Below are 20,566 nucleotides of genomic sequence, written 5' to 3'. Positions count from 1 at the left end.
CTTTTCAACTCAATCTTCTCGGCCCTCTAACGGGGCCGAGGACAAATTTCCCCCAGTAAAAGGCTTTTCAGGGGGTCCGTCTCGCTGGACTTTGTTTTTAACAATGTCCGATCGCCAACAATTCATCCGCAATTTCTCGATTATCGCCCATATTGACCATGGTAAGTCCACTTTAGCAGATAGACTCTTGGAAATAGGCCGGATCACTGATGATCGGACAAAAAAAGACCAGATCCTGGACTCCATGGATATTGAAAGGGAGAGAGGGATCACGATTAAGGCGAACAACGCCACTTTCAATTATACCGCGGCAGACGGTAATACTTATACGATGAACCTGATCGATACTCCTGGCCACGTAGATTTTACCTACGAGGTATCCAGATCCTTAAAAGCCTGCGAAGGTGTGCTTCTTATAGTAGATGCTAGCCAAGGAGTAGAAGCCCAAACTCTTGCGAACCTATATCTTGCTATGGAGCAAGATCTCGCAATCATTCCAGTTATGAATAAAGTGGATCTTCCCGCAGCTGATGTGGAGAAGACCAAACTACAGATCGAGGACAGTTTAGGTTTAGATGCCGAGAAAGCTGTTGCGATTTCCGCAAAAACAGGACTGAACGTCCAAGCGGTTTTAGAAGAAATCACAAAACAAATTCCTCCACCTAAAGGAAATCCTAAAGGACCTCTTAAAGCGCTTATATACGATTCTTATTTCGATCCTTATATGGGTGTTGTGATCAAGATCAGGGTATTCGACGGAAGCGTAAAAAAAGGGGACCGTATCCTTTTGATGAGTAGCCAAAAGGATTTTACTGTGAATGAGGTCGGTATCAAAGGGATTGGTTTAACGCCTACAGATTCTCTTACCGCCGGAGAAGTAGGATATATCATCGCAGGTATTAAAAAAGTTTCAGATGCAAGAACTGGAGATACGGTTACCTTATTCTCCAATCCAAGTGCCGAAGCAGTCCCAGGTTATAAAGATGCAAAACCTATGGTGTTTGCCGGATTATTTCCTATTATGGGAGAACAATTCGAAGAATTAGTAGATGCGATCGAAAAGATGAAACTGAACGACGCAGCTCTTGTATACGAAAAAGAAAGTTCTGCTGCGTTAGGATTCGGATTTCGGGTGGGCTATCTGGGACTTCTCCACATGGAGATCGTACAGGAAAGATTAGAAAGAGAATTCAATCTTGACCTGATCACTACTGCGCCTTCCGTAAAATACACGATACGAATGAAAAACGGAGAGGTATTTGATATAGATAACCCTTCTAAATTTCCTGATCCTGTTTTTATAGAAGCTACAGAAGAGCCTTATGTAAAGGCATCCATTATCACTCCGAATGAATATGTCGGTAATATCATGTCCTTGGCGATTGATAAAAGAGGAGTCCAGTTGGATACTGTTTATCTTTCTCAGGATAAGGTGCAGTTGACCTACGAGATCCCTCTTGCAGAGTTAATTTTCGAATTTTATGATAAACTAAAATCTTTAACCAGAGGATATGCTTCTTTGGATTACGAACCTTGCGGTTATAAGGCGTCTCGACTCGTAAAAATGGATATTTTGGTAAACGGAGAATCCGTTGATGCACTTTCTATGATCGTTCATAGTTCCAAAGCGGAATCCCGCGGTAGAGAGATCATCGAAAAATTGAAAGAGATAATCCCTCGCCACCAATTTATGATCCCGATCCAAGCTGCAGTCGGAGGCAAAATCCTCGCCAGAGAAAGTATTTCTGCTCTTCGTAAGAATGTAACCGCTAAATGTTACGGGGGAGATATCACTCGTAAGAAAAAACTTTTAGAGAAGCAGAAAGAAGGGAAGAAGAGGATGAAACAGATCGGAAACGTAGAAATTCCTCAAGAAGCCTTCCTTGCAGTTCTAAAAACCGGGGACTAATTTTTGAAAGACTCCGTTTTGCGAACCCGCAGAACCGGAGTAGATTCCGTCCTCAAAATACATTCTTCAGAACTATTTATAAAAAGAGAAGATCAGATCTTCTTTTCCCAAGGGACCAAGATCCGAAAGTTGCAGGGAATTTATAAAAGTTTAGAACCGAAACTCCGATCCGGGGAAATCGAAAAGGTCATTCTGCAAGGGAATTTGCATTCTAATGCGATCCTGGCAGGGAGTTTGTTTTTTCGATTTGTAGAAGTGCCTACAAAAATCCTGGGATATTCCAGGGATCCAAGGCTAATTACTCCTGCTTCGATTATTGCAAAACGGTTTTCAGAGTTAGAATTGTATCCGACTAGGCAGGAATGGGAAAAAGCCGTCGAAGATACTACAAAATCCCTCTCCTCCAATCAATTCCTGATCCCGGAATATCTATTCACACCCTCTGCCTTGGAAGGGCTCTCATCTCTCTGGGAGGAAATTGATCCGACTCATTACGATAGGATTGTTTTAGATATCGGTTCAGGGCTTACTTGGATTTCCGGATTAGAATGGGGGAAACTTCCTATAACAGGGGTTTGTCTAGGAATACAAAAGAGTAAGTTTGTGTCTTGGATGGACTTGAATTTGTCGTCATTTCGACTACCGATATTAGACCTTCCTTATGAAAACCTAATCGATCCAAAAGAAAAAATAAAAGCAGATTTTTCCTATGGAAAGAAAGGAAACTTCTGGTTGGAAAAATCAAAAGAATACCAAAACCGATTCGGACTTTATCTGGAACCTATATACGCAGCAAAGTCTATTAGCATTCTTGAATCTATGATGAAAGAAAGGGAGTTAGAGGGTCGGATTTTATACATATATCAGGGTGGGATCTTGCAAGGAGGAATAACGTCAATATTGCCCTAAAGTGATAGGCATGTTTTATATAACTCTTTTGGGATATTAAGAATTAAATGTTTTTCTGAAAAACAACATTGACCTGATTCGCTGACGGAAAATATCTAACTTATCATTTATATTGGATTAACGATGAGAAAAATTCTACTAATAAGTTTCTGCCTGTATTTTTTACAGTGCACAACTACCGTTAAGATTATTACAGATCCTCCAGGATTGGACGTATATAACCAAAGCCAAAGACTTGGAAAAACTCCCTTAGAAGTTGTCATGTCTGACGGTATATTTGAAAATTATTATTTAGAATTTAAGAAAGATCGCAAATATTTAAGAAACGTTCGTATGGCTACGGAAATCAAAAATGGAGCTTTAGTCGGCGCAATTTGTTTCCTATTTCCCGTGCTTTGGGTGATTGGGCCTAAACCTTACCAGGAATATACGATAGATAACGCATTTGATCAGAAAACGATGAATAAAGATTCTGCCTTAGTGGTCTCTAATTTACCTCAAGGCGTAGAAATGATCGTAGGGACCAAAGTTTTTGGAAAAAATAGTTCCGCTTATATTGAAGCGAACGAATACAAAGTAAAACTTTGCGATCATTTAAAATGTAATGATATAGGGAAACATCGTTTCGAAAAGGATAGCGGTTATTTTTACCAACTCGACTCTTCTAATCGTAAGTAAATTCCCGTTTGAACGAATCAAAATCTCTGTGAAATTGGTCGATTGGTTTGTGATCGATCAATTTCCCCCTTCCTTCTTTATATATATATCTTTTCTGTCCATATTCCTGCATCAGTCTATTTTCAATATAAAGGAGCCGATTGATCGAAAAGAATAGCGCAGTCAGAAAATTAGAAGTCTCGAATTCCTCTTTTACGAAATGAGAGCAGGAAGGTGACATTGGACAAATCACATTTTGGAATTTGCTATCTTTTGTTTGGTGTTTTTGAATTCTATTTAATACGATAGCAGTGAGAAAAAAGCGATCTTCTGGATCTTCTTTACGGACAGAAGAAATAGTTTGGCAGAATGAGAAGAACATTATCAATAAGCATATTTGTATTTGTCCAACTTTGGAGTGTAAAAGTGTTTTCCTCTCCTTTGGATGCTTGTAATCTAAATTCTTCACAACTAGATAGTTTGCGTAACGCATCCTTTTATTACAAGTCAGAAAGGTATTTGGAAGCTGAGATAGAACTGAATCGCATTCTACAGGTTAAAAAATGTGATTCGATCCGGATCTTTCACGCCTTTACTTACCTAAGACAAAGTAAGAATATCGATATATTATTAATAGAGTCAGATTGGAAGGATATTCGGTTCAGGATCTTATATGATTTTTCTAATTTGGCTCGTTCCGGAAGAGATTTTGCCGAGGTTCCTAAAGAAAATACCTACTGTCTCTATCCAGATTGTAGATTAGAAGGACTCGAATCAATACTAGTATATCTCATTCAGATAAAAGATTGGGAAAATTTGGATTCTTCATCTTTTGAAAATACCTCACATATCCATTCTGAAGAAGAATTGAAAAGATTTCGAGAATATTGGACTTCTGAGCAAAAGAAGATACAAGAGAAATCTAAAAGTCCTTATTTGGCAGGGGGATTTTCTGCGGCAATTCCTGGAACAGGGCAGATATATGCGGATCAATTTGCAGAAGGTGTTACTTCTTTTTTTGTAAATTTGGTAGTTCTGTCTGCAACTTACGCGCTCTATGTAGCAGAGCCAACAAGTGTTTTGTTTTATCTAGTTTCAGGAGTTTCGTTGGTAACCTACACTACGAATATTATAGGAGGTTTCTCCGCAGCGAATCGAAATAATAATTATTGGAAATACGAAACTTTGGAAGGACTCAAGAAAGAGTTTATAAGTCTTCCTATTCTGGAAAAAGAGATTTTATTTAAACTTTTCTAATTTTACTCCTAAAACAAAAAAGGCCCTCTTTCGAAGGCCTTTTTCTCAATCAGGAAATCCTAATTCTTAAGAAAGAATAAACTCTTTGTTTAGAACCCGGATAAAATCCCGTTTGATGTCTTTAGGACAAGCAGCTTCGCATTCGTACTGATTCGTACAATTTCCGAAACCTTCTTTATCCATTGCGTTTACCATGTTTTTCACACGCTCTTTTTTCTCTACCTGGCCCTGAGGAAGTAATGCAAGGTGGGAAACTTTTGCAGAAACGAATAGCATCGCAGAAGCATTTTTACAAGAAGCTACGCAAGCACCACAACCAATACAGGTTGCTGCGTCCATTGCAACGTCAGCATCTTTTTTAGGAATAGGCAATGCGTTCGCGTCAGGAGCTCCTCCAGTATTGATACTAACGAATCCTCCTGATTGGATGATCCTGTCAAAACCGCTACGATCAACTATTAGGTCTTTTATGACAGGGAATGCTTTCGCTCTCCATGGCTCCAAGTAGATAGTGTCTCCATCTTTGAAACTTCTCATATGAAGTTGGCAGGTGGTCACACCTGGAAGAGGCCCATGAGCCTCTCCATTGATCATAATATTACAAGAACCGCAAATACCTTCTCTACAATCGTGCTCGAACGCAATCGGATCATCTCCTTTTACGATCAGGTCCTCGTTAACTACGTCTATCATTTCTAAGAAAGACATATCAGGAGAAATATCTTTGGCATCGTAGTTTACGATCTTGCCTTTCTCTTTTGCGTTTTTCTGTCTCCAGACTTTTAGTTTGAGGTCCATTATTTGTAGCTCCTCGTAGCGAGTTTAATATTCTCGAATTCCAGTTTTTCTCTGTGCTCAGTAGGTTTCGCGCCTACTCCCTTCCATTCCCAAGCAGTTGCATGACAGAATTTATCGTCGTCACGTTTTGCTTCTCCGTCGTCCATTTGGTGCTCTGTACGGAAATGGCCTCCACAAGATTCTTCTCTTGTAAGAGCATCTAAGCAGAGAAGTTCTCCAAACTCTAAGAAGTCTGCAACTCTTCCTGCTTTTTCTAAGGATTGATTTAGATCAGAACCAGAACCAGGAACGTTTACATTCTTCCAGAATTCTTCTCTGATCTCAGGAATTTTCACGAGAGCTTCTTTTAAGCTCTTATCGGTCCTTGCCATTCCGCAATTATTCCACATGATCTTTCCGAGTTCTTTATGGAAAGAATCAACAGTTCTCTTACCTTTAATGCTAAGGAATTTATTGAGCTGAGAATTTGCGTCAGTCTCTGCTTTTTTGAATTCAGCATGATCGGTGCTAGGAGTTTTTCCGAATCCTACTTCTGCCAGATAATTTCCGATGGTGTAAGGAAGAACGAAATATCCGTCTGCAAGTCCTTGCATCAGCGCAGAAGCTCCAAGTCTGTTTGCTCCGTGGTCAGAGAAGTTTGCTTCACCAATCACGAATAAACCTGGAAGATTGCTCATCAGGTTATAATCCACCCAGAGTCCGCCCATTGTATAGTGAACTGCAGGATAAATTCTCATTGGAACTTTATAAGGATTTTCTCCAGTGATCTGTTCATACATCTGGAAGAGGTTACCATATCTTTCAGCGATTGTATGTTCCCCCAAACGATTGATCGCAGAGGAGAAGTCCAGATATACACCTTGGCCTCCCGGTCCTACGCCGAATCCAGCATCGCAAACTTCTTTTGCGGAACGGGACGCGATATCACGAGGACAAAGGTTTCCATAACTTGGGTATTTTCTTTCTAAGTAATAATCTCTTTCGCTCTCAGGGATATCCGCTGGGTTACGAGTATCTCCCTGTTTTTTAGGAACCCAAATACGTCCGTCGTTTCGGAGAGATTCAGACATCAAAGTTAATTTGGACTGATGGTCTCCTGAAACTGGGATACAAGTAGGGTGGATCTGAGTGTAACAAGGGTTAGCGAAGAAGGCGCCTTTTTTGTAAGCCCTAAATGTTGCAGTAACGTTAGAACCTTTCGCATTCGTGGAAAGATAGAATACGTTACCATATCCGCCAGAAGCAAGAACAACCGCATCTGCAGAATGAACAGTAACTTGGCCGGTTACTAAGTCGCGGATCACAACACCTTTTGCATGACCGTCGATCACAACCACGTCCAACATCTCAGTTCTCGGATACATCTTCACATTTCCGAGTCCGATCTGTCTGGAAAGTGCTGAATAAGCTCCTAAAAGAAGCTGTTGTCCAGTTTGACCTTTAGCGTAGAATGTACGGGAAACTTGGGCTCCACCAAAGGATCTGTTATCCAAATGTCCGCCATATTCTCTCGCAAATGGAACACCTTGAGCCACACATTGGTCAATGATGTTCGTAGAAACTTGAGCTAAACGATATACGTTAGCTTCTCTTGCTCTGAAGTCTCCACCTTTGATCGTATCATAGAACAAACGATAAACAGAGTCACCGTCGTTTTGGTAGTTCTTAGCTGCGTTGATACCGCCTTGAGCTGCAATCGAGTGAGCTCTACGTGGGCTATCTTGGAAGCAGAATGTTTTAACGTTGTATCCGAGTTCCGCCAATGTAGCAGAAGCGGAACCACCTGCGAGACCAGTTCCAATTACGATAACTGTGTATTTTCTTTTGTTAGCCGGGTTAACTAATTTGATATGGGATTTATAATCGTCCCATTTTTTTTCCAAGGGACCCGATGGGATTTTGGAATCTAAACTCATTATTGCGCTCCTGGAACTTTCACAAAGTTAAGAAGAATGGCAACCGGCATGGAAACATTGCCGATGAAAATGGTCAAAGCGTAGAGGATCGCAAATGCGTTCGTCTTAGGCGCCCAGAAAGTAGTGTTAAATCCAAGAGTTTGGAAAACACTCGTAACTCCATGGCGAAGGTGAAACGCAAGCAATGTCATCGCTACGATATAGGAAACAGAAACATAAACGTTCTTAAATCCTAAGATTACCATAGTGTAAACATCATGCCTTTGTCTGTCACCAATGGTTTCTTGGAGTGCAAAGTTTTCAGGCTGGATCTTACCTAAGGTAAAATGAAGCAAATGGTATATTACAAAAGCTAATAACACGGAACCGGTCAAAGCCATATACCGGGAAGATAAAGTAGCCTGGATCGTACTTTCTTTTACATAGCCAACCGGTCTCGCCTTCTTGTTTTCAAGAGACAATTTGAGGGCGTAGTAAACGTGTAATGCGAACGCTACTATAAGAATTCCGCGGGCCAACCATAAGAGTCCGCCTAAATTGTGTAAGAACTCAGCGTAAGTGTTAATCTTATCCGGTTCTTGGAAGATCTGGAGGTTCCCCAGCATGTGTACAAACACAAAGCCGAAGAGAATGATTCCGGTAATCGCAACGATAGTTTTTCTACCGATGGACGACCTTAGATATCCAGCTTGAAAATCCATTCAAAATCTCCTGTAAGGATCATGGGAAGAAGTCATCGATTTGTTTGAGGAAGGGACCAGAAAAAGCGAAAGATCGAATTTAGAATCCCTCTACAAAGTATGATAAAAAATCAGGTCTAGACGAAAAGCACTTTTAAACTAAAAGACAAAAAATGGACATTTGCCGAGGAATATTTAGACTTGGTCTCATTTAGTGCGACGCGAAAATTCAAAATACAGCAAATGATTTCTAAGGATCCGTTTCAGTCTTTGTATAGAGAATCCCTTTACGAAGGGAGGAAGGAAAACTTTTCCCCGGGCAAAAAGGGAGAAGGACTCGGCTATTTTTTATTCCGAGAACTGAAGCTGTCCCGAATCGCGTTCGGTGGATATAGGATAGGACTGGAAGATCCGGAACATAAGGAAGCTCTACTTCTTGCACTCAAATCCGGAGTGAACGTCATTGACGTTTCGGCCAACTATGGAGACGGGGAAGCTGAAAGTTTAGTAGGCAAAGTCCTGGATGAAAATTTCAAAAAAAAACAACTGAATCGAAAGGAAATTTTCTTAGTCACCAAGGCGGGTTATATCCAGGGACGGAATATGAAATTGGTCGAGTCCAAAGAAAAGGAGAAGGATCAATTTCCGGAAATCACATACTACCAACCTGGTTGTTATCATTGTATTTCTCCTGCATTTTTGGAAGACCAATTGGAAAGGTCCAGAAAGCGTCTCGGACTTTCCACCATCGATGCATTCTTATTGCACAATCCCGAATATTTTCTAAGCCATTCCGAGAAGAACGGAGTTCCAAAAGAAGAAGCTCAAGCGGAATATTATCGTAGGATCAAAGAGGCATTTCTATTTTTAGAGAAGGCAAGAAAGGAAGGAAAAATCCAGTTTTATGGGATTTCCAGTAATACCTTTCCCGTGCCGGAAGGGGATTATACACATACTTCTTTGTCGAAGTGCCTACAAATCGCTGAGAAAATTGCAGGAAAAGAACATGGATTCGCAGTGGTCCAGTTCCCTGGGAATTGGTACGAAGACGGATTCCTTCGCAATCGGTCGGAAGGCGGGACTTTACTCGAGATCTGTAGTAACTTCGACCTTCTTCCACTCATCAACCGACCACTTAACTCATTCCAAGCCGGGAAAGGAATGATCCGACTTACTTACACTCCTCAGGGGCAGGCGCCTGATCAGTCGAAGTTACTACAAATCTTAGAACTTGAATCCTCTCTCCTCGAACCACTTTCCGCTAATCCGAATCGGAATTCACTTTCCAAACTTTGGCAAACTTATGGGGAGAAGATCCGCTCCGAAGAACAATTCCAAGTCCTTCTGCAAAAATCCTGGATCCCTGCTTTGCGATCAGTAATCGACGAAGTATATTCAGAAAAAGGAAAAGAATCCGCGGAAGAATACCTACGAGTTTTAAACACGGCTCTCCCTTTGCTCGAAGAACAAATACAGATACGTTCTTCCGAAAAACTATCAGGATTATACGAAAGTCTGATCTCCGGATTCCATCCAAACGGAGAAGGTCCTGAAACTTTGTCTTCTCTCATGGTATTTCATTTAGCTTCACTTTTAGAAAAGGGAATAGTTCTACTCGGAATGAGAAAAAGAAAATATGTCCGGGACATTCTTCCAATCTTCAAAAATCAACTACCTATAATCCCAAGATCGGAATGGGGCGAAAATGGAATTCGATCCTGAAATACTTTCTATATTAGAAAAAGTGAAACAAGGAGACGCGGACGCGAGCTTTAGCTACGCATGGGAAGAAGGAAGAAAACTCTTTCAGACAGGAAGATATTTCGAATTACATGAAGTCTTTGAATTTCAATGGAAGAAAGAGACAGGTGGAAGAAGGCTACTTCTACATGGATGGATCCAACTTGCGATTTCTTTGAATAAGGTTTTCGTAAAACCGAATATTCGCGGATCTAAAATGCAAGCGGAGAAGTCCAAGGAGAAGTTCCTAAAACTTTCCGAAACTGGAGAACTTTCCCCATTAGGAAAAGAGCAAAATATCCTTATAATCTCCTACTTGGAAAAACTTTTGAGAAATTTTCAAAGTGAAGAAAGTTGGGACCTAAAACGAATTAAAGAACTTTCTCTTCCGGAAATGATCGAAAGCGGCAAGGAATTGTTTTCAAGTTCCGTTTTTCCAGCATCGTGACCGTATGGAATTTTCAGATCCTCAAAATAAAAATCAAGAAAGTGGATTTTTCGAATCCGGCGGATATAAACTCCATTATACGAAAAGGGACAATGGAAAGGGAAGAGCATTGCTCCTTCTTCACGGATTTATGGATTCTTCCCAAACCTTTTTATTCCAGGAAGAATATTTATCCAAACATTTCGACTTATACCGTTTCGACTATAGAGGGCATGGGGATTCAGAATGGTTGAAAGAAGGTTTCTATCATTTCATGCTTCCTTTGGTAGATACAAAAACATTCATCCAAAAATTTCTTCCTGAAAAATTCCATATTCTCGGACATTCAATGGGAGGAGGACTCGGCTCTAGGATTGCAGGATTGTATCCGGAAAGAGTCGAAAGTCTTGTAAGCTTAGAAGGATTTAGTTCTCTCCAAGATCCTGAAAAGGAAAGAAGAAGGTTCCTTGGTTGGTTGGAAAATTGGGAACTAAGTCTCGCGGGAAAAGATAGAAAACGCCAAAAAAATTTCAAATCTGTAGAAGATGCTGCAGCAAGACTTGCACCCATCTACCCAAGGCTTCCTAAAGAAAGACTCATAAAGATCACGGAAACGTTAACCAGGCCTGCAGAAGAAGGCGGTTATATGTGGAAGAGCGATCCTTCATACAAAAACGGTCCTCCCGTACTTTTAAGCCCTCAATTTACTAGACATCTTTGGGAAACAATCTCTTGCAATGTCCTCGTTGTCTATGGACAAAAGACTCACCTTGCATTAGATGATAGCAAAGAAGTATTCTCTCATATTAGAAATTTAAAATATATTGAAATAGAAGATGCCGGTCATAATATGCATCACGATCGTCCCGAATATCTCGAAAGCATCCTGGAAGAATTCTACGTAACAAATTTGAAGTAAACGAATTTTAAATACATTACTGTGTCGGATAACGTATTCTTTACTCACGTATGTTTAGTACTAAAATTTCTGAGACATAAAAAAATTCCTGAGTTTTATCAAAAAAAACTTGTACTTTTATGGTACCGGAATAGTTTTCCTCCAACGTTTTGTAGTTAGGGGCCGAACATGGTAAGCAGCAAATTTAAAGAACAAATGGAAAGATACGTAAACTACCGAGGGATAGACATCATTCTTCATTTGAAAGACGGTTCTATCATCGAATTAGATAAAAACAGAAGACTCGTAGGCGAAGAGATCGTATATTTTCCACAAAAAGCGAATCCTAGCAAAATTTCTCTCACCATGATCCAGAAAGCGGATCTATTTGTCGCCTAATCAAAAAAGGCGAATCCCTTCAAGATGATCAAAACGACACCGAGGCAAGCTCGGTGTTTGTTTGTAAGACCTTAAGCTAAGGTTTGGATCAATTCTTCGATTTCCTTAATCTTATCGAAATCCTTTTCGGTATAATTTAAGAATACATCGTATTCCGCATCCGAAACACGATCGCATTTGATTACTTTCATCGGAATATCGATGGAACCGGAGACGCTGATCGTTCCTACTTTTAAAGCCAGGTTCGTTCCTGGCTCTAAAGGAACCTCGGTTCTATGCACAATTCCTACTAACACATTTTCTGCAATTCTTAGCTTAGAACTTTCTAATACTTGAAAGCCTACGTTAAGTGTGGAGGGGATTCTATTGTATTTCATGGCGGTTTCCTCCCGTTTTTTCTGAAAGAGTTTAGATTCAGTCGCTTACGTTCCGATTAAGATCCTTTTACGATCCTGAGAAAATCGATCGAAGAGACGATATTCCTATTTAAAGCAAATTCTATACCAGTAATCCTATATTAGGCCCTGGACAAAAAGAAAATCGTGCAATGCACTAAAATATTAAGTCACTTTCTAATATAGCGAACATATGCCAGGGTTTAGCGGAGAAAGAGCCAGATCTTCACTTTATTGAGACCCTAAAGCTTGATATTTAGTCGTAGTTACTACATGGCAGATTTTTATGAGGATTCCGAAAATCCTTCTTTATTGCTACTTTATTAAGCGAATTGGCAGTATTCCATTCTTCTTTGGAAATTTTTTATTCCGGAATCACTTTTCCCCTCCTCATTTTTTTCTTTTCTTGCTTTCTACCTGTCATACTTTGTAATACAGAGGTCTGAGATGAGGAAAGTGGTCTCGGTTAGTTTAGATGAGGAATTGGAATCTATGTTACTGAAAAGCGCACGTAGTCAAAAAGTTTCCAAAAGTGAAGTGGTCCAAAAGGCACTGAAACAATATTTCTTCTTAACCGAAGCACAACGGTTTCGCAAGAACCTAAAAAAATATGCAGAAAAAGCGGGATATCTCAGTGAGGAAGATATCTACAAAGATATCTCTTGAAAATCGTTCTAGATACGAACGTACTTCTTTCTAGTTATTTATTCCAAGGTTATACTGCAGAGGTATTCGACCATGTTTGGTTGAATCACGAGATTATAGTATCCGAATGGATCCTTGAAGAATTTAGAGAAGTATGTTCTCGTAAATTTAAGATCAAAGATAAAGAAATTCTAGAAGTTTTAGATCATCTTAAGAGTGGGGCAAAGGTTTATCAACCGAAAGGTCTTCCTCCTAAAGTTTCTGCCGACCCGGATGATGACAATATTCTTCATATTGCTGTATTTTCTAAGGCAGATTGGATCTTGAGCGGAGATTCCGATCTTTTGAAATTAAAACAGTTTCAGAAAATCGAAATCATTTCTCCAAGAGAATACAAACTGAAATTTTTGGTCTGAGTGTTCTTGCTCAATAAAGGATTCTGGTCTTGATAGAACCAGGATGTCTTTCTATTCTTTCTTTCAGTTCGTCTCCCACACTCATGTTGATTACCATAGAAAGGTAACCGATTTCAGCGCTGGTCCCTAAATGTTGAGAACTGATGTTTGCACCAATCTCGGAGACCATGCTGTTGATATCTTTCAAGAAGCCCGGCTGGTTTTTATGAACGTTCAGAATCCTATACATTCCCTGAGGGATTGGATTTAATTCTATATTTGGGAAGTTCACAGCAAAGGTAGTGGAACCATTGTTTACAAACTTTAAAAGTTTGGATGCAACTTCAGTTCCGATATTCTTCTGAGCTTCTTCCGTAGAGCCGCCGATATGAGGGGTCAATATTACGTTTTGCAGATTTTGCAAAGGAGTGATGAACGGATCGCTATTTGATTCAGGTTCCTGCGGAAAAACATCCACTCCTGCACCTGCGATATGACCTGCTTTAATCGCCTCAGCCAATGCTTCTAGATCCACAACCTTTCCTCTGGAAAGATTGATGATATAAGCTCCCTTTTTCGTAGCCTTGATTTCTTTCGCACCATACAGGTTCGTCGTTTCCGGAAGTTCAGGCACATGGAATGTAACAAAATCGGAAACGGAAAGTAGTTCTTCGTAAGAACTGAGAGGTGTTGCATTTCCTAAAGGAAGAACCGTTTGCGTATCATAATAAACCACCTTTAAGCCCATTGCTTCCGCAAGAACTGAAACTTGGCTTCCGATATGGCCGTAGCCTACGATTCCTAAAGTTTTTCCGCGGACTTCAAAACAATTCTTAGAAATTTTGTTCCAAATACCAGAATGGGTATTTCTGATATGGTCCGGAACTCTTCGGGCTAACATTACGATTTCTGCAATTACGAGCTCAGCAACGGAACGAGTATTGGAATAAGGAGCGTTGAATACTGGGACCCCTTTTTTCTCAGCTTCCGCTAAATCCACCTGGTTTGTCCCAATACAGAAACAACCCACGGTCATAAGTCGTTTCGCCCTGGCTAAAACAGGTGCAGTAAGATTGGTTTTACTTCGGATCCCCAGAACATGAATGTTCTCGATTTCTTTCGAAAGTTCGTCTTCGCCCAGTGCTTGGGGGAGAAGGCGGACATTAAAACCGTCTTTTTGAAAGAGTTGGAATGCGTCTTGGTGTACATTCTCTAAGAGGAGGACGTTTATCTTTTCTTTCGGGTAGGAAATCATAGTTCTATTACCATGGAACGTATCCTCGGCTTCTCTGAAAACGGATTTTTTACTTCACCTTTGGGAGATCGTGAGAAGAATGGAATGGAAATCACAAAGGAGACCGCTTTTCAATGATCCGTTCTAATTTTTCTTTTTTTCAAGTTTCTATCTTCGCGGTATTTTTTACCGTTTTTCTGAATTCCTGCTCGGCTCGGGTCCAAGTCCTTCCTGAACCAGTGGTAGAGCAGACACTTTTCAGAAGTGGTCCGATTTGTCCCGGCGCAATTTTCTGCAGCATCGGAAAACCTGGCTCACTGAATTTTAAAGGGATTCTCGTGAATAAAACAGGGGAGAAGCCGATCTTCTTGGAATATTATATGAGCTCCTTTGAGGAAAGTTTTCCGATCGGGATTTCTATGAAACTAGACCAAACTTGGCATAACCTTAGAAAGACCTCTACTGATTACGGGGATACAGTTCGTGTAGTGTCCATTCTTCCTACGGATGTGGCAGACAAATTACTCTCCGCAAAAGAAATCCAACTTAGTTTTTCTTCCAGAGACAATACGAGCACATTCACTTTAAGTTCTTCCAATACGGACAGTTTGAAATCCTTATTGAAGGACTTGAAAGAAAAGTTGGATTCTCAAGCAAGACTAACGATTACAAATCACTAAACTTATTCCGGCCTCATCAGAGGGAATAAGATGGTATCTCTGATAGAATGAGAATTTGTAAGTAACATTACCAAACGATCTATTCCAATCCCGAGACCTCCAGTAGGAGGCATTCCATATTCAAGCGCGCGGATATAATCCTCGTCCATCATGAATGCCTCGTCGTCTCCTGCCTCTCTTTGTTTAACCTGATCTTCAAATCTTTCTTTTTGATCGAATGGATCGTTCAACTCCGAGAATGCATTTCCAATCTCCCTACCTACTATATAAGGCTCGAATCTTTCCACGTAACTTGGATTTTCAGGATTCGATTTTGCTAATGGAGAAAGTTCTTTAGGATAATCAGTCACGAATACAGGCTGGATCAGATTTGGTTCCGCTTTTTCGGAGAATACCTCGTCTGCCACTTTCCAGATAGAAGTACATTTGCTTGCATCGACTTTTACGGAACTTGCTTTTTCTTTTGCTTCGTCTAGAGTTTTTACCTGGGAGAAATCAATTCCTGAATATTCTTTAATAATATCCACATATTTCACTCTTCTCCAAGGAGGGCTCAAATCAACAAGGTCATTTCCGTATTTGATCTTAAGAGTTCCGCAGATCTTTTGAGCGACAGTAGTGATCAGTTTTTCCGTTAGTTCCAACATTTTTCCCATATCGCCATAAGCCATATACGCTTCGAGCATGGTGAATTCAGGATTGTGTTTGGTAGAAATTCCCTCGTTCCTAAAGTTTCGGTTTAATTCGAAAACTCTATCTAGTCCGCCTACGATCAGTCGTTTTAGATATAATTCCGGAGCGATCCTTAAGAATAACTGCATGTCCAATGTATTGTGATGGGTGACGAATGGTCTTGCCGCCGCGCCTCCTGCGATCGGTTGCATCATTGGAGTTTCCACTTCTAAAAATCCTTCGGAAGTTAGAAAACTACGGATCTCGGATACGATCCTACTGCGAGTGATGAAAGTATCTCGGACATGGTCGTTTACTACCAAGTCTACATAACGCATTCTGTATCTTTGTTCCACGTCCGCGAAAGCGTCGTAAATCACTCCGTCTTTCTCTTTCACAACAGGAAGGGGACGAACACATTTTGCAAGTAAGGTAACGGAAGTTAAATGAAGAGTAGTTTCTCCCTTTTGGGTCTGGAAAAGATAACCTTCAATCCCGATCAAGTCTCCTAAGTCCAAACTTTTGAAAAGTGTATAATTCTCTTCTCCCAGATCATCTCTGGTTGCATAAAGTTGGATGACTCCTGATTTATCTTTTAAATGAGCGAAACTTGCCTTTCCCATTACTCGTTTGGAATGCAAACGTCCGCCTAATAAGAATTTTTTCTCCGGACCGGTAGGAGTTTGAGAATACATCTCTATCAAAGATGCCGAATCTGAATCAGGGAAGAATCGGATCGGGTAGGGATCTACTCCCTTCTCCTTTAGATTTTTGATCTTCTCGATTCTTTGTTGGATAAGTTCGTTTGTTTCTTTTAAGTCTTGGGACATTCTAATTTCCTAATAGTATCAGATATAAATGTTTCGAGAGTCTTCCTAAGATGGATTCTAGGCTTTTCGGTTTTGTAAACCAATCCCAGGATCCGATCCCTTCGCTTACTTTGGAGACTGCGATATAAATTCCCGCAGGTTCCAATACGTTTCTATATAATTTTAACAAGGTTGCGGAGTCGTATTCTTTTCCTATCAAAAGAAAAGTTTTCCACTGACGATCCAGAGCGATCTTTAAGAGAGTTTTCGGAAATTCCTGAGGACCAGCTTCTACCGTATAAACAAGGATCTTAGTTTCATCGACTCCTAAGGAAATCAAATAGGTTTGTAAAGAAGCGGTTGGATCTCCTACAATTCCCAAATCTGAATCCTGGTTGGGCGGAGAATGTAAAATGACAATCACAGGAGCCAGGCCCTTCTTCCATAAAGTAGCAGCTTGTTTGAATTTATCTTTTTTACCCGTTTCAATCGTTTCTAATACAATTGCGTCCGATTTTTTGGGATCGGCCTTTGAAACTAATAGATAAGGAGAAGAGAAGAATAATATCAGAAATAGGATCAATAATCCGAAAAAGCCGTAAGAAACAAGTTTGGCTTTGTCTAAGAAATCTTTAACGGAGAGAGCACCCGATGTCATAGTTCTACCGAGGGTTGGTTTTTCGAAATGGAGGAAGGAGTTTAGGTAGGACGAATTGCTCGAGAGGGGACTCGAACCCCTACACCGAACCGGCACAAGCACCTCAAGCTTGCGTGTCTACCAATTCCACCACCCGAGCGGTCGCGATTGACAGAATGGGTGAGTCGGCTCCGGTGTCAAGGAAATTCAACCGAAGATAGAATTAGACTAGTTCGTACTTTTTCTTCTGCTTTTTATCTTCCGGATCTAAGATGAATCTTTCCGGATGGAACACTATATTCCAATATCTTTTGGAATAGGCGACTACTCCAATGCTTAATACCAAAACTAAAATATAACCTGAATATTCCGGATGAAGGAAAAAATGATTTTCTGGTAAGGTAGGGCCGATCAGAGGTAAAGTCATATACCATAGTACTGCAGCCGCAACAAGTCCCACTCCAATCTTACCCCACCAATTCGGTTTTCCTTGGATCCCTCTCTTTAAATATAAAAATCCACCCAGCCATACTCCTAAAATTTCTCTTACAATATAGATAAGAAGAATCCAAAGAGGAAACTGATAATAATGAACGATTACGGAGAGTCCACCAATAGTAACAAACTTATCGCAGATAGGATCCAGATACTTTCCCAAAACAGATTCTTGGGAAAGTAGCCTGGCTAGAAACCCGTCTAGAAAATCCGTAAGCACTGCAAGAATGCAAGTACCGATAGCTAAGAATAAATATTCGCTGCTACGAGGAGATTCGATATGTTTGCGAGTGAATTGGATAAAAAAAGGAAGAAGTAAAACTCTTGAGACGGATAAAAAATTAGAAAGAGTAAATACCCTCTCTTCGAGTAGATCCTTTGGTTTTTTTTCTTGAAGCATCTATAAAAGCCGTCAGTCGGAAAAACTCCGCTATTGGAAAGGCTATGGAATGGACTTAAAAATTCATCCCTTTTTCAGATAAACGAATTGACCCCCGAACTCTCTCAGAAATCATGTTCTTCATAAAAGGAGCTGTAGCTCAGCTGGTTAGAGTGCCTGCCTGTCACGCAGGATGTCGCGGGTTCGAGTCCCGTCAGCTCCGGAATTTTCCCATCAATCTATAGTTTGACTCGAAGCGGGTCAAATGAACTCTTCCGAATCCTTTTTAATTATAATTTCCCCGATCTCTTCCAAGTCGCGTAGCGCAGTCAAAATGCTGTTTCTGGCATCTGTGATCTCTTTCAAAGTTACTTTTCCACGGATATCCATACTTTCTAAAATATCGTTAGCTCTATTTTTGGACATTGCCTCGAAGAAATGAGCCTTAATCTGGTCAGAAGCTCCTCTGAGTGCGATAGCGATCAGATCATCGTCTCCGATCCGATTGATAAGTTGTCTCATCTCTTTGGAGTTGAGAAGAAGCACATCTTCAAATGTATATAATTTCTCCCTGACCTGAGAAGCAAGTTCCGGAGATTGTTCTTCCAATTCTTTCAGAATAGTCTCTTCCAAAGATTTATCCATATGATTCAGGATATTTGCAAGAGCTTCCGCTCCTCCCGCTTCGCTGAATTCGGATTTATCTCTTTGTTCGTATTTTTTCTTCAGAACTTTTGCGATTTGGCGGATTGCATCCGGATGAGTTTTGGTAGTGTTTGCGAGTCTCAGCGCAACTTTGCTCTGAAGTTCTTTTGGTAAAAACTTAAGTGTTTCCGCCGCTTTTTTAGGATGTAAAAATGCAAGTGTGACTGCGATAGTTTGGGTATGTTCCGGGGCAAGAAGGTGAGCAAGAGTCTGCGGTTCTGCGTCGTTTAAGAAGGAAAAATCTTCTTCAGTGTCCTTTCTATCTAGTTTACCTAATATGTTTTCTGACTTTTCTTTTCCGAGAGACTTTTGGAGTAATTCTCTTGCGGTTTCGATTCCGCCTCTGGATTCTGCAGCTAGGTCTTTTAGGGAACCTTGGAAATCTAGAAGAACTTCTTCTTTTTCGGATTTGCTGATTGTTTTGATCTTTGCCATTTCTTGGACGATCTCTTCAATCAACTTCTCATCTAATTGTGCCAAAGCCTTGGCAGCAGCATCCTTATCTAAGGATAGAAGTAGCATTGCTGCCTTTTTAACTTTTTGGTCTCTAATTTTAAGATTGGAATCTTGGTCCACTGCTTGTTCGCCCACAAAGAAATCAGGCAAGTAACCGAAGAGGATGTTCCAGAAAATTTCGAAACACTTCCAACCAACCGGCTCCTACCGCACCGTCTACCACTCTATGATCGCAGGAAAGGCAGACTGAAAGAGTTTTTCCGGGGACAACGGCTCCATTTTTGATTACCGGTTTGGATACCACGTTTCCAACCGCGAGGATTGCCGCTTCAGGTTCGTTGATTACCGCTGCAAAACGATTCACTCCGAACATTCCCAAATTGGAAACAGTGAAGGTTCCGTCTGAAAACTCTTCCGGTTTGAGTTTTCGTTCCCTTGCACGGGAAGCAAGCTCTTTTACCGTTCTACCGATTTCCAAAACGGACCTTTTATCTGCGTTTCTTACATAAGGAGTAATCAGTCCACCTTCGATAGAAACTGCTACTCCTATATCCACTCTTCCATGTTTTAGAATATGATCTTCTCTCCAGGAAGAATTCACTTCCGGAACTTTTAGAAGCGCAAGCGCAGAGGCTCTTATAATAAAATCGTTTATGCTAAGTTTAATCTCTTCTCCCGATTCTTTTAGATCGGAGTTAAAATTTTCTCTCAAATGAACAAGTGCATCTGCGTCAATTTCCATATCCAAATAGAAATGAGGTTGGTGAGTTTTAGAATGAACTAATCTAGAAGCGATCGTCTTTCTCATTCCTGATATTGGAAGTTTCTCTTCTTGCATAATTTCTCCGGCAAATGGAGAAGTTCCGCTAGGTGAGAATGCGGAGATCCCGTTTTCAATATCTCTTTTGATAATCCTTCCGTCCGGTCCGCTTCCTCTGATCTTAGAAAGATCAATTCCACTTTCCTCTGCTAAACGTTTTGCCAAAGGAGAAGCCTTAATCCTTCCTGCCAGTGCTCCTGGGGAAAGTCCTCTGGAAACTGGGCTCTCTTTAGGTGTTGGGGCTTCTTCAGGTTCAAAAGTTGTCGAAGATACTACATTTTCCGCTTTTTTAGGGCTAGGCCCAGGAGAAGTAAGCGGAGGTGGTTCAGGAGCCGAGCTCGGAGCCGCCGCCGGGGCTACGGCCGAAGATCTGGATTTTGCTTCTGAAAGTAGGGAAGTGATATCTTCTCCTGCTTTTCCTATGATTGCAACTGGGGCTCCAACTGGGAGTTTGGCGCCTTCCTGTGCTAAAATTTCTAAAATCACCCCGGAATCGAATGCTTCCATTTCCATGACCGCTTTATCGGTTTCGACCTCGGCTAATATTTCTCCAGGAGCGACAGAGTCACCCTTCTTCTTTAGCCATTTTACCAAAACACCTTCCGACATTGTCGGGGAAAGTTGGGTCATTTCGGAAATTTTTGCCATCTATTT

At 40.7% G+C, this 20,566-nt stretch carries 21 protein-coding genes and 2 tRNA genes; 12 read left to right on the top strand and 11 right to left on the bottom strand.

The features are described 5' to 3' along the window. Positions 1-103 precede the first annotated feature (103 nt). From lepA to CH352_RS06785, 4 genes are all read left to right on the top strand, one after another. Entirely contained in the window at positions 104-1,909 is a 1,806-nt protein-coding gene (gene lepA / locus CH352_RS06805; protein ID WP_100706066.1) for a translation elongation factor 4, read from the top strand. A gap of 3 nt (positions 1,910-1,912) precedes the next feature. Beyond that, entirely contained in the window at positions 1,913-2,818 is a 906-nt protein-coding gene (locus tag CH352_RS06800) for a PALP domain-containing protein (protein ID WP_100706065.1), read from the top strand. A 123-nt stretch (positions 2,819-2,941) separates the two neighbouring features. Further along, a complete protein-coding gene (locus CH352_RS06795) occupies positions 2,942-3,496 on the top strand; it encodes a hypothetical protein (protein ID WP_100706064.1) in 555 nt (184 codons plus the stop codon). Positions 3,497-3,844: 348 nt separating this feature from the next. Next, positions 3,845-4,732, top strand: a complete 888-nt coding sequence (locus CH352_RS06785; RefSeq protein ID WP_100706062.1) for a hypothetical protein — start codon at positions 3,845-3,847, stop codon at positions 4,730-4,732. A 66-nt stretch (positions 4,733-4,798) separates the two neighbouring features. Here CH352_RS06785 and CH352_RS06780 read toward each other — a convergent pair whose 3' ends face one another. Genes CH352_RS06780 through CH352_RS06770 form a run of 3 tightly spaced genes read right to left on the bottom strand, consistent with a single transcriptional unit; the run spans position 4,799 to position 8,147 of the window. Then, a complete protein-coding gene (locus CH352_RS06780) occupies positions 4,799-5,530 on the bottom strand; it encodes a succinate dehydrogenase/fumarate reductase iron-sulfur subunit (RefSeq protein WP_100706061.1) in 732 nt (243 codons plus the stop codon). Then, positions 5,530-7,446 (bottom strand): fumarate reductase/succinate dehydrogenase flavoprotein subunit, encoded by a 1,917-nt coding sequence (locus tag CH352_RS06775; protein WP_100706060.1) that lies wholly within the window; start codon positions 7,444-7,446, stop codon positions 5,530-5,532. Before CH352_RS06775 ends, CH352_RS06780 begins: the two co-directional genes overlap by 1 nt. Further along, positions 7,446-8,147, bottom strand: a complete 702-nt coding sequence (locus CH352_RS06770; RefSeq protein WP_100706059.1) for a succinate dehydrogenase cytochrome b subunit — start codon at positions 8,145-8,147, stop codon at positions 7,446-7,448. Before CH352_RS06770 ends, CH352_RS06775 begins: the two co-directional genes overlap by 1 nt. Before the next feature lie 249 nt (positions 8,148-8,396). On the opposite strand from CH352_RS06770, the gene CH352_RS06765 reads away from it, so the two are divergent. The 4 genes from CH352_RS06765 (at position 8,397) to CH352_RS06750 (ending at position 11,590) form a co-directional block, all read left to right on the top strand. Beyond that, a complete protein-coding gene (locus CH352_RS06765) occupies positions 8,397-9,848 on the top strand; it encodes an aldo/keto reductase (RefSeq protein WP_244283357.1) in 1,452 nt (483 codons plus the stop codon). Then, positions 9,832-10,314, top strand: coding sequence for a DUF309 domain-containing protein (locus CH352_RS06760; RefSeq protein WP_100706057.1), 483 nt, complete (start codon positions 9,832-9,834; stop codon positions 10,312-10,314). Before CH352_RS06765 ends, CH352_RS06760 begins: the two co-directional genes overlap by 17 nt. Positions 10,315-10,318: 4 nt before the next feature. Continuing rightward, on the top strand, positions 10,319-11,212 hold the full coding sequence (locus CH352_RS06755) for an alpha/beta fold hydrolase (protein ID WP_100706056.1): 894 nt from the start codon (positions 10,319-10,321) through the stop codon (positions 11,210-11,212). 168 nt (positions 11,213-11,380) lie between these two features. Then, positions 11,381-11,590, top strand: a complete 210-nt coding sequence (locus CH352_RS06750) for a hypothetical protein (RefSeq protein ID WP_008590531.1) — start codon at positions 11,381-11,383, stop codon at positions 11,588-11,590. A 71-nt stretch (positions 11,591-11,661) separates the two neighbouring features. Here CH352_RS06750 and CH352_RS06745 read toward each other — a convergent pair whose 3' ends face one another. Then, positions 11,662-11,967, bottom strand: coding sequence for a PilZ domain-containing protein (locus tag CH352_RS06745; protein ID WP_165780154.1), 306 nt, complete (start codon positions 11,965-11,967; stop codon positions 11,662-11,664). Between the two features lie 510 nt (positions 11,968-12,477). On the opposite strand from CH352_RS06745, the gene CH352_RS06735 reads away from it, so the two are divergent. Continuing rightward, a complete protein-coding gene (locus tag CH352_RS06735) occupies positions 12,478-12,651 on the top strand; it encodes an antitoxin (RefSeq protein WP_100706251.1) in 174 nt (57 codons plus the stop codon). Continuing rightward, on the top strand, positions 12,648-13,046 hold the full coding sequence (locus tag CH352_RS06730) for a putative toxin-antitoxin system toxin component, PIN family (protein WP_100706055.1): 399 nt from the start codon (positions 12,648-12,650) through the stop codon (positions 13,044-13,046). Before CH352_RS06735 ends, CH352_RS06730 begins: the two co-directional genes overlap by 4 nt. Before the next feature lie 10 nt (positions 13,047-13,056). On the opposite strand, the gene serA is transcribed toward CH352_RS06730, so the two are convergent. Beyond that, the gene (gene serA, locus CH352_RS06725) at positions 13,057-14,280 is read right to left on the bottom strand and encodes a phosphoglycerate dehydrogenase (RefSeq protein WP_100706054.1); all 1,224 of its coding nucleotides are present in this window, start codon (positions 14,278-14,280) and stop codon (positions 13,057-13,059) included. Positions 14,281-14,393: 113 nt separating this feature from the next. Between serA and CH352_RS06720 the strand changes: the two genes are divergently transcribed. Further along, entirely contained in the window at positions 14,394-14,939 is a 546-nt protein-coding gene (locus CH352_RS06720) for a hypothetical protein (RefSeq protein WP_100706053.1), read from the top strand. Between the two features lie 2 nt (positions 14,940-14,941). On the opposite strand, the gene lysS is transcribed toward CH352_RS06720, so the two are convergent. The 4 genes from lysS to CH352_RS06700 form a co-directional block, all read right to left on the bottom strand. Then, positions 14,942-16,441 carry a lysine--tRNA ligase gene (lysS, locus tag CH352_RS06715; protein ID WP_100706052.1) on the bottom strand — a complete coding sequence of 500 codons (1,500 nt, stop codon included), beginning with the start codon at positions 16,439-16,441 and terminating at the stop codon, positions 14,942-14,944. Between the two features lies 1 nt (position 16,442). Then, entirely contained in the window at positions 16,443-17,078 is a 636-nt protein-coding gene (locus CH352_RS06710) for a hypothetical protein (RefSeq protein ID WP_100706051.1), read from the bottom strand. Between the two features lie 56 nt (positions 17,079-17,134). Further along, a tRNA-Leu gene (locus tag CH352_RS06705) sits at positions 17,135-17,217 on the bottom strand. Between the two features lie 63 nt (positions 17,218-17,280). After that, a complete protein-coding gene (locus CH352_RS06700) occupies positions 17,281-17,952 on the bottom strand; it encodes a CDP-alcohol phosphatidyltransferase family protein (protein ID WP_100706050.1) in 672 nt (223 codons plus the stop codon). A 128-nt stretch (positions 17,953-18,080) separates the two neighbouring features. On the opposite strand from CH352_RS06700, the gene CH352_RS06695 reads away from it, so the two are divergent. After that, positions 18,081-18,154 (top strand) — tRNA-Asp (locus tag CH352_RS06695). Positions 18,155-18,192: 38 nt separating this feature from the next. Here the strand turns inward: CH352_RS06695 and fliG are convergent. Both fliG and CH352_RS06685 read right to left on the bottom strand, forming a co-directional pair. Next, the gene (gene fliG, locus CH352_RS06690) at positions 18,193-19,212 is read right to left on the bottom strand and encodes a flagellar motor switch protein FliG (RefSeq protein ID WP_165780160.1); all 1,020 of its coding nucleotides are present in this window, start codon (positions 19,210-19,212) and stop codon (positions 18,193-18,195) included. 22 nt (positions 19,213-19,234) lie between these two features. Continuing rightward, positions 19,235-20,560 (bottom strand): pyruvate dehydrogenase complex dihydrolipoamide acetyltransferase, encoded by a 1,326-nt coding sequence (locus CH352_RS06685; RefSeq protein ID WP_100706048.1) that lies wholly within the window; start codon positions 20,558-20,560, stop codon positions 19,235-19,237. Positions 20,561-20,566: the final 6 nt, after the last annotated feature.

Origin of the sequence: Leptospira hartskeerlii, assembly GCF_002811475.1 — a bacterium.
In the GTDB taxonomy this organism is placed as follows: domain Bacteria; phylum Spirochaetota; class Leptospiria; order Leptospirales; family Leptospiraceae; genus Leptospira_B; species Leptospira_B hartskeerlii.
This window is presented reverse-complemented; position numbering and strand designations above follow the sequence as displayed.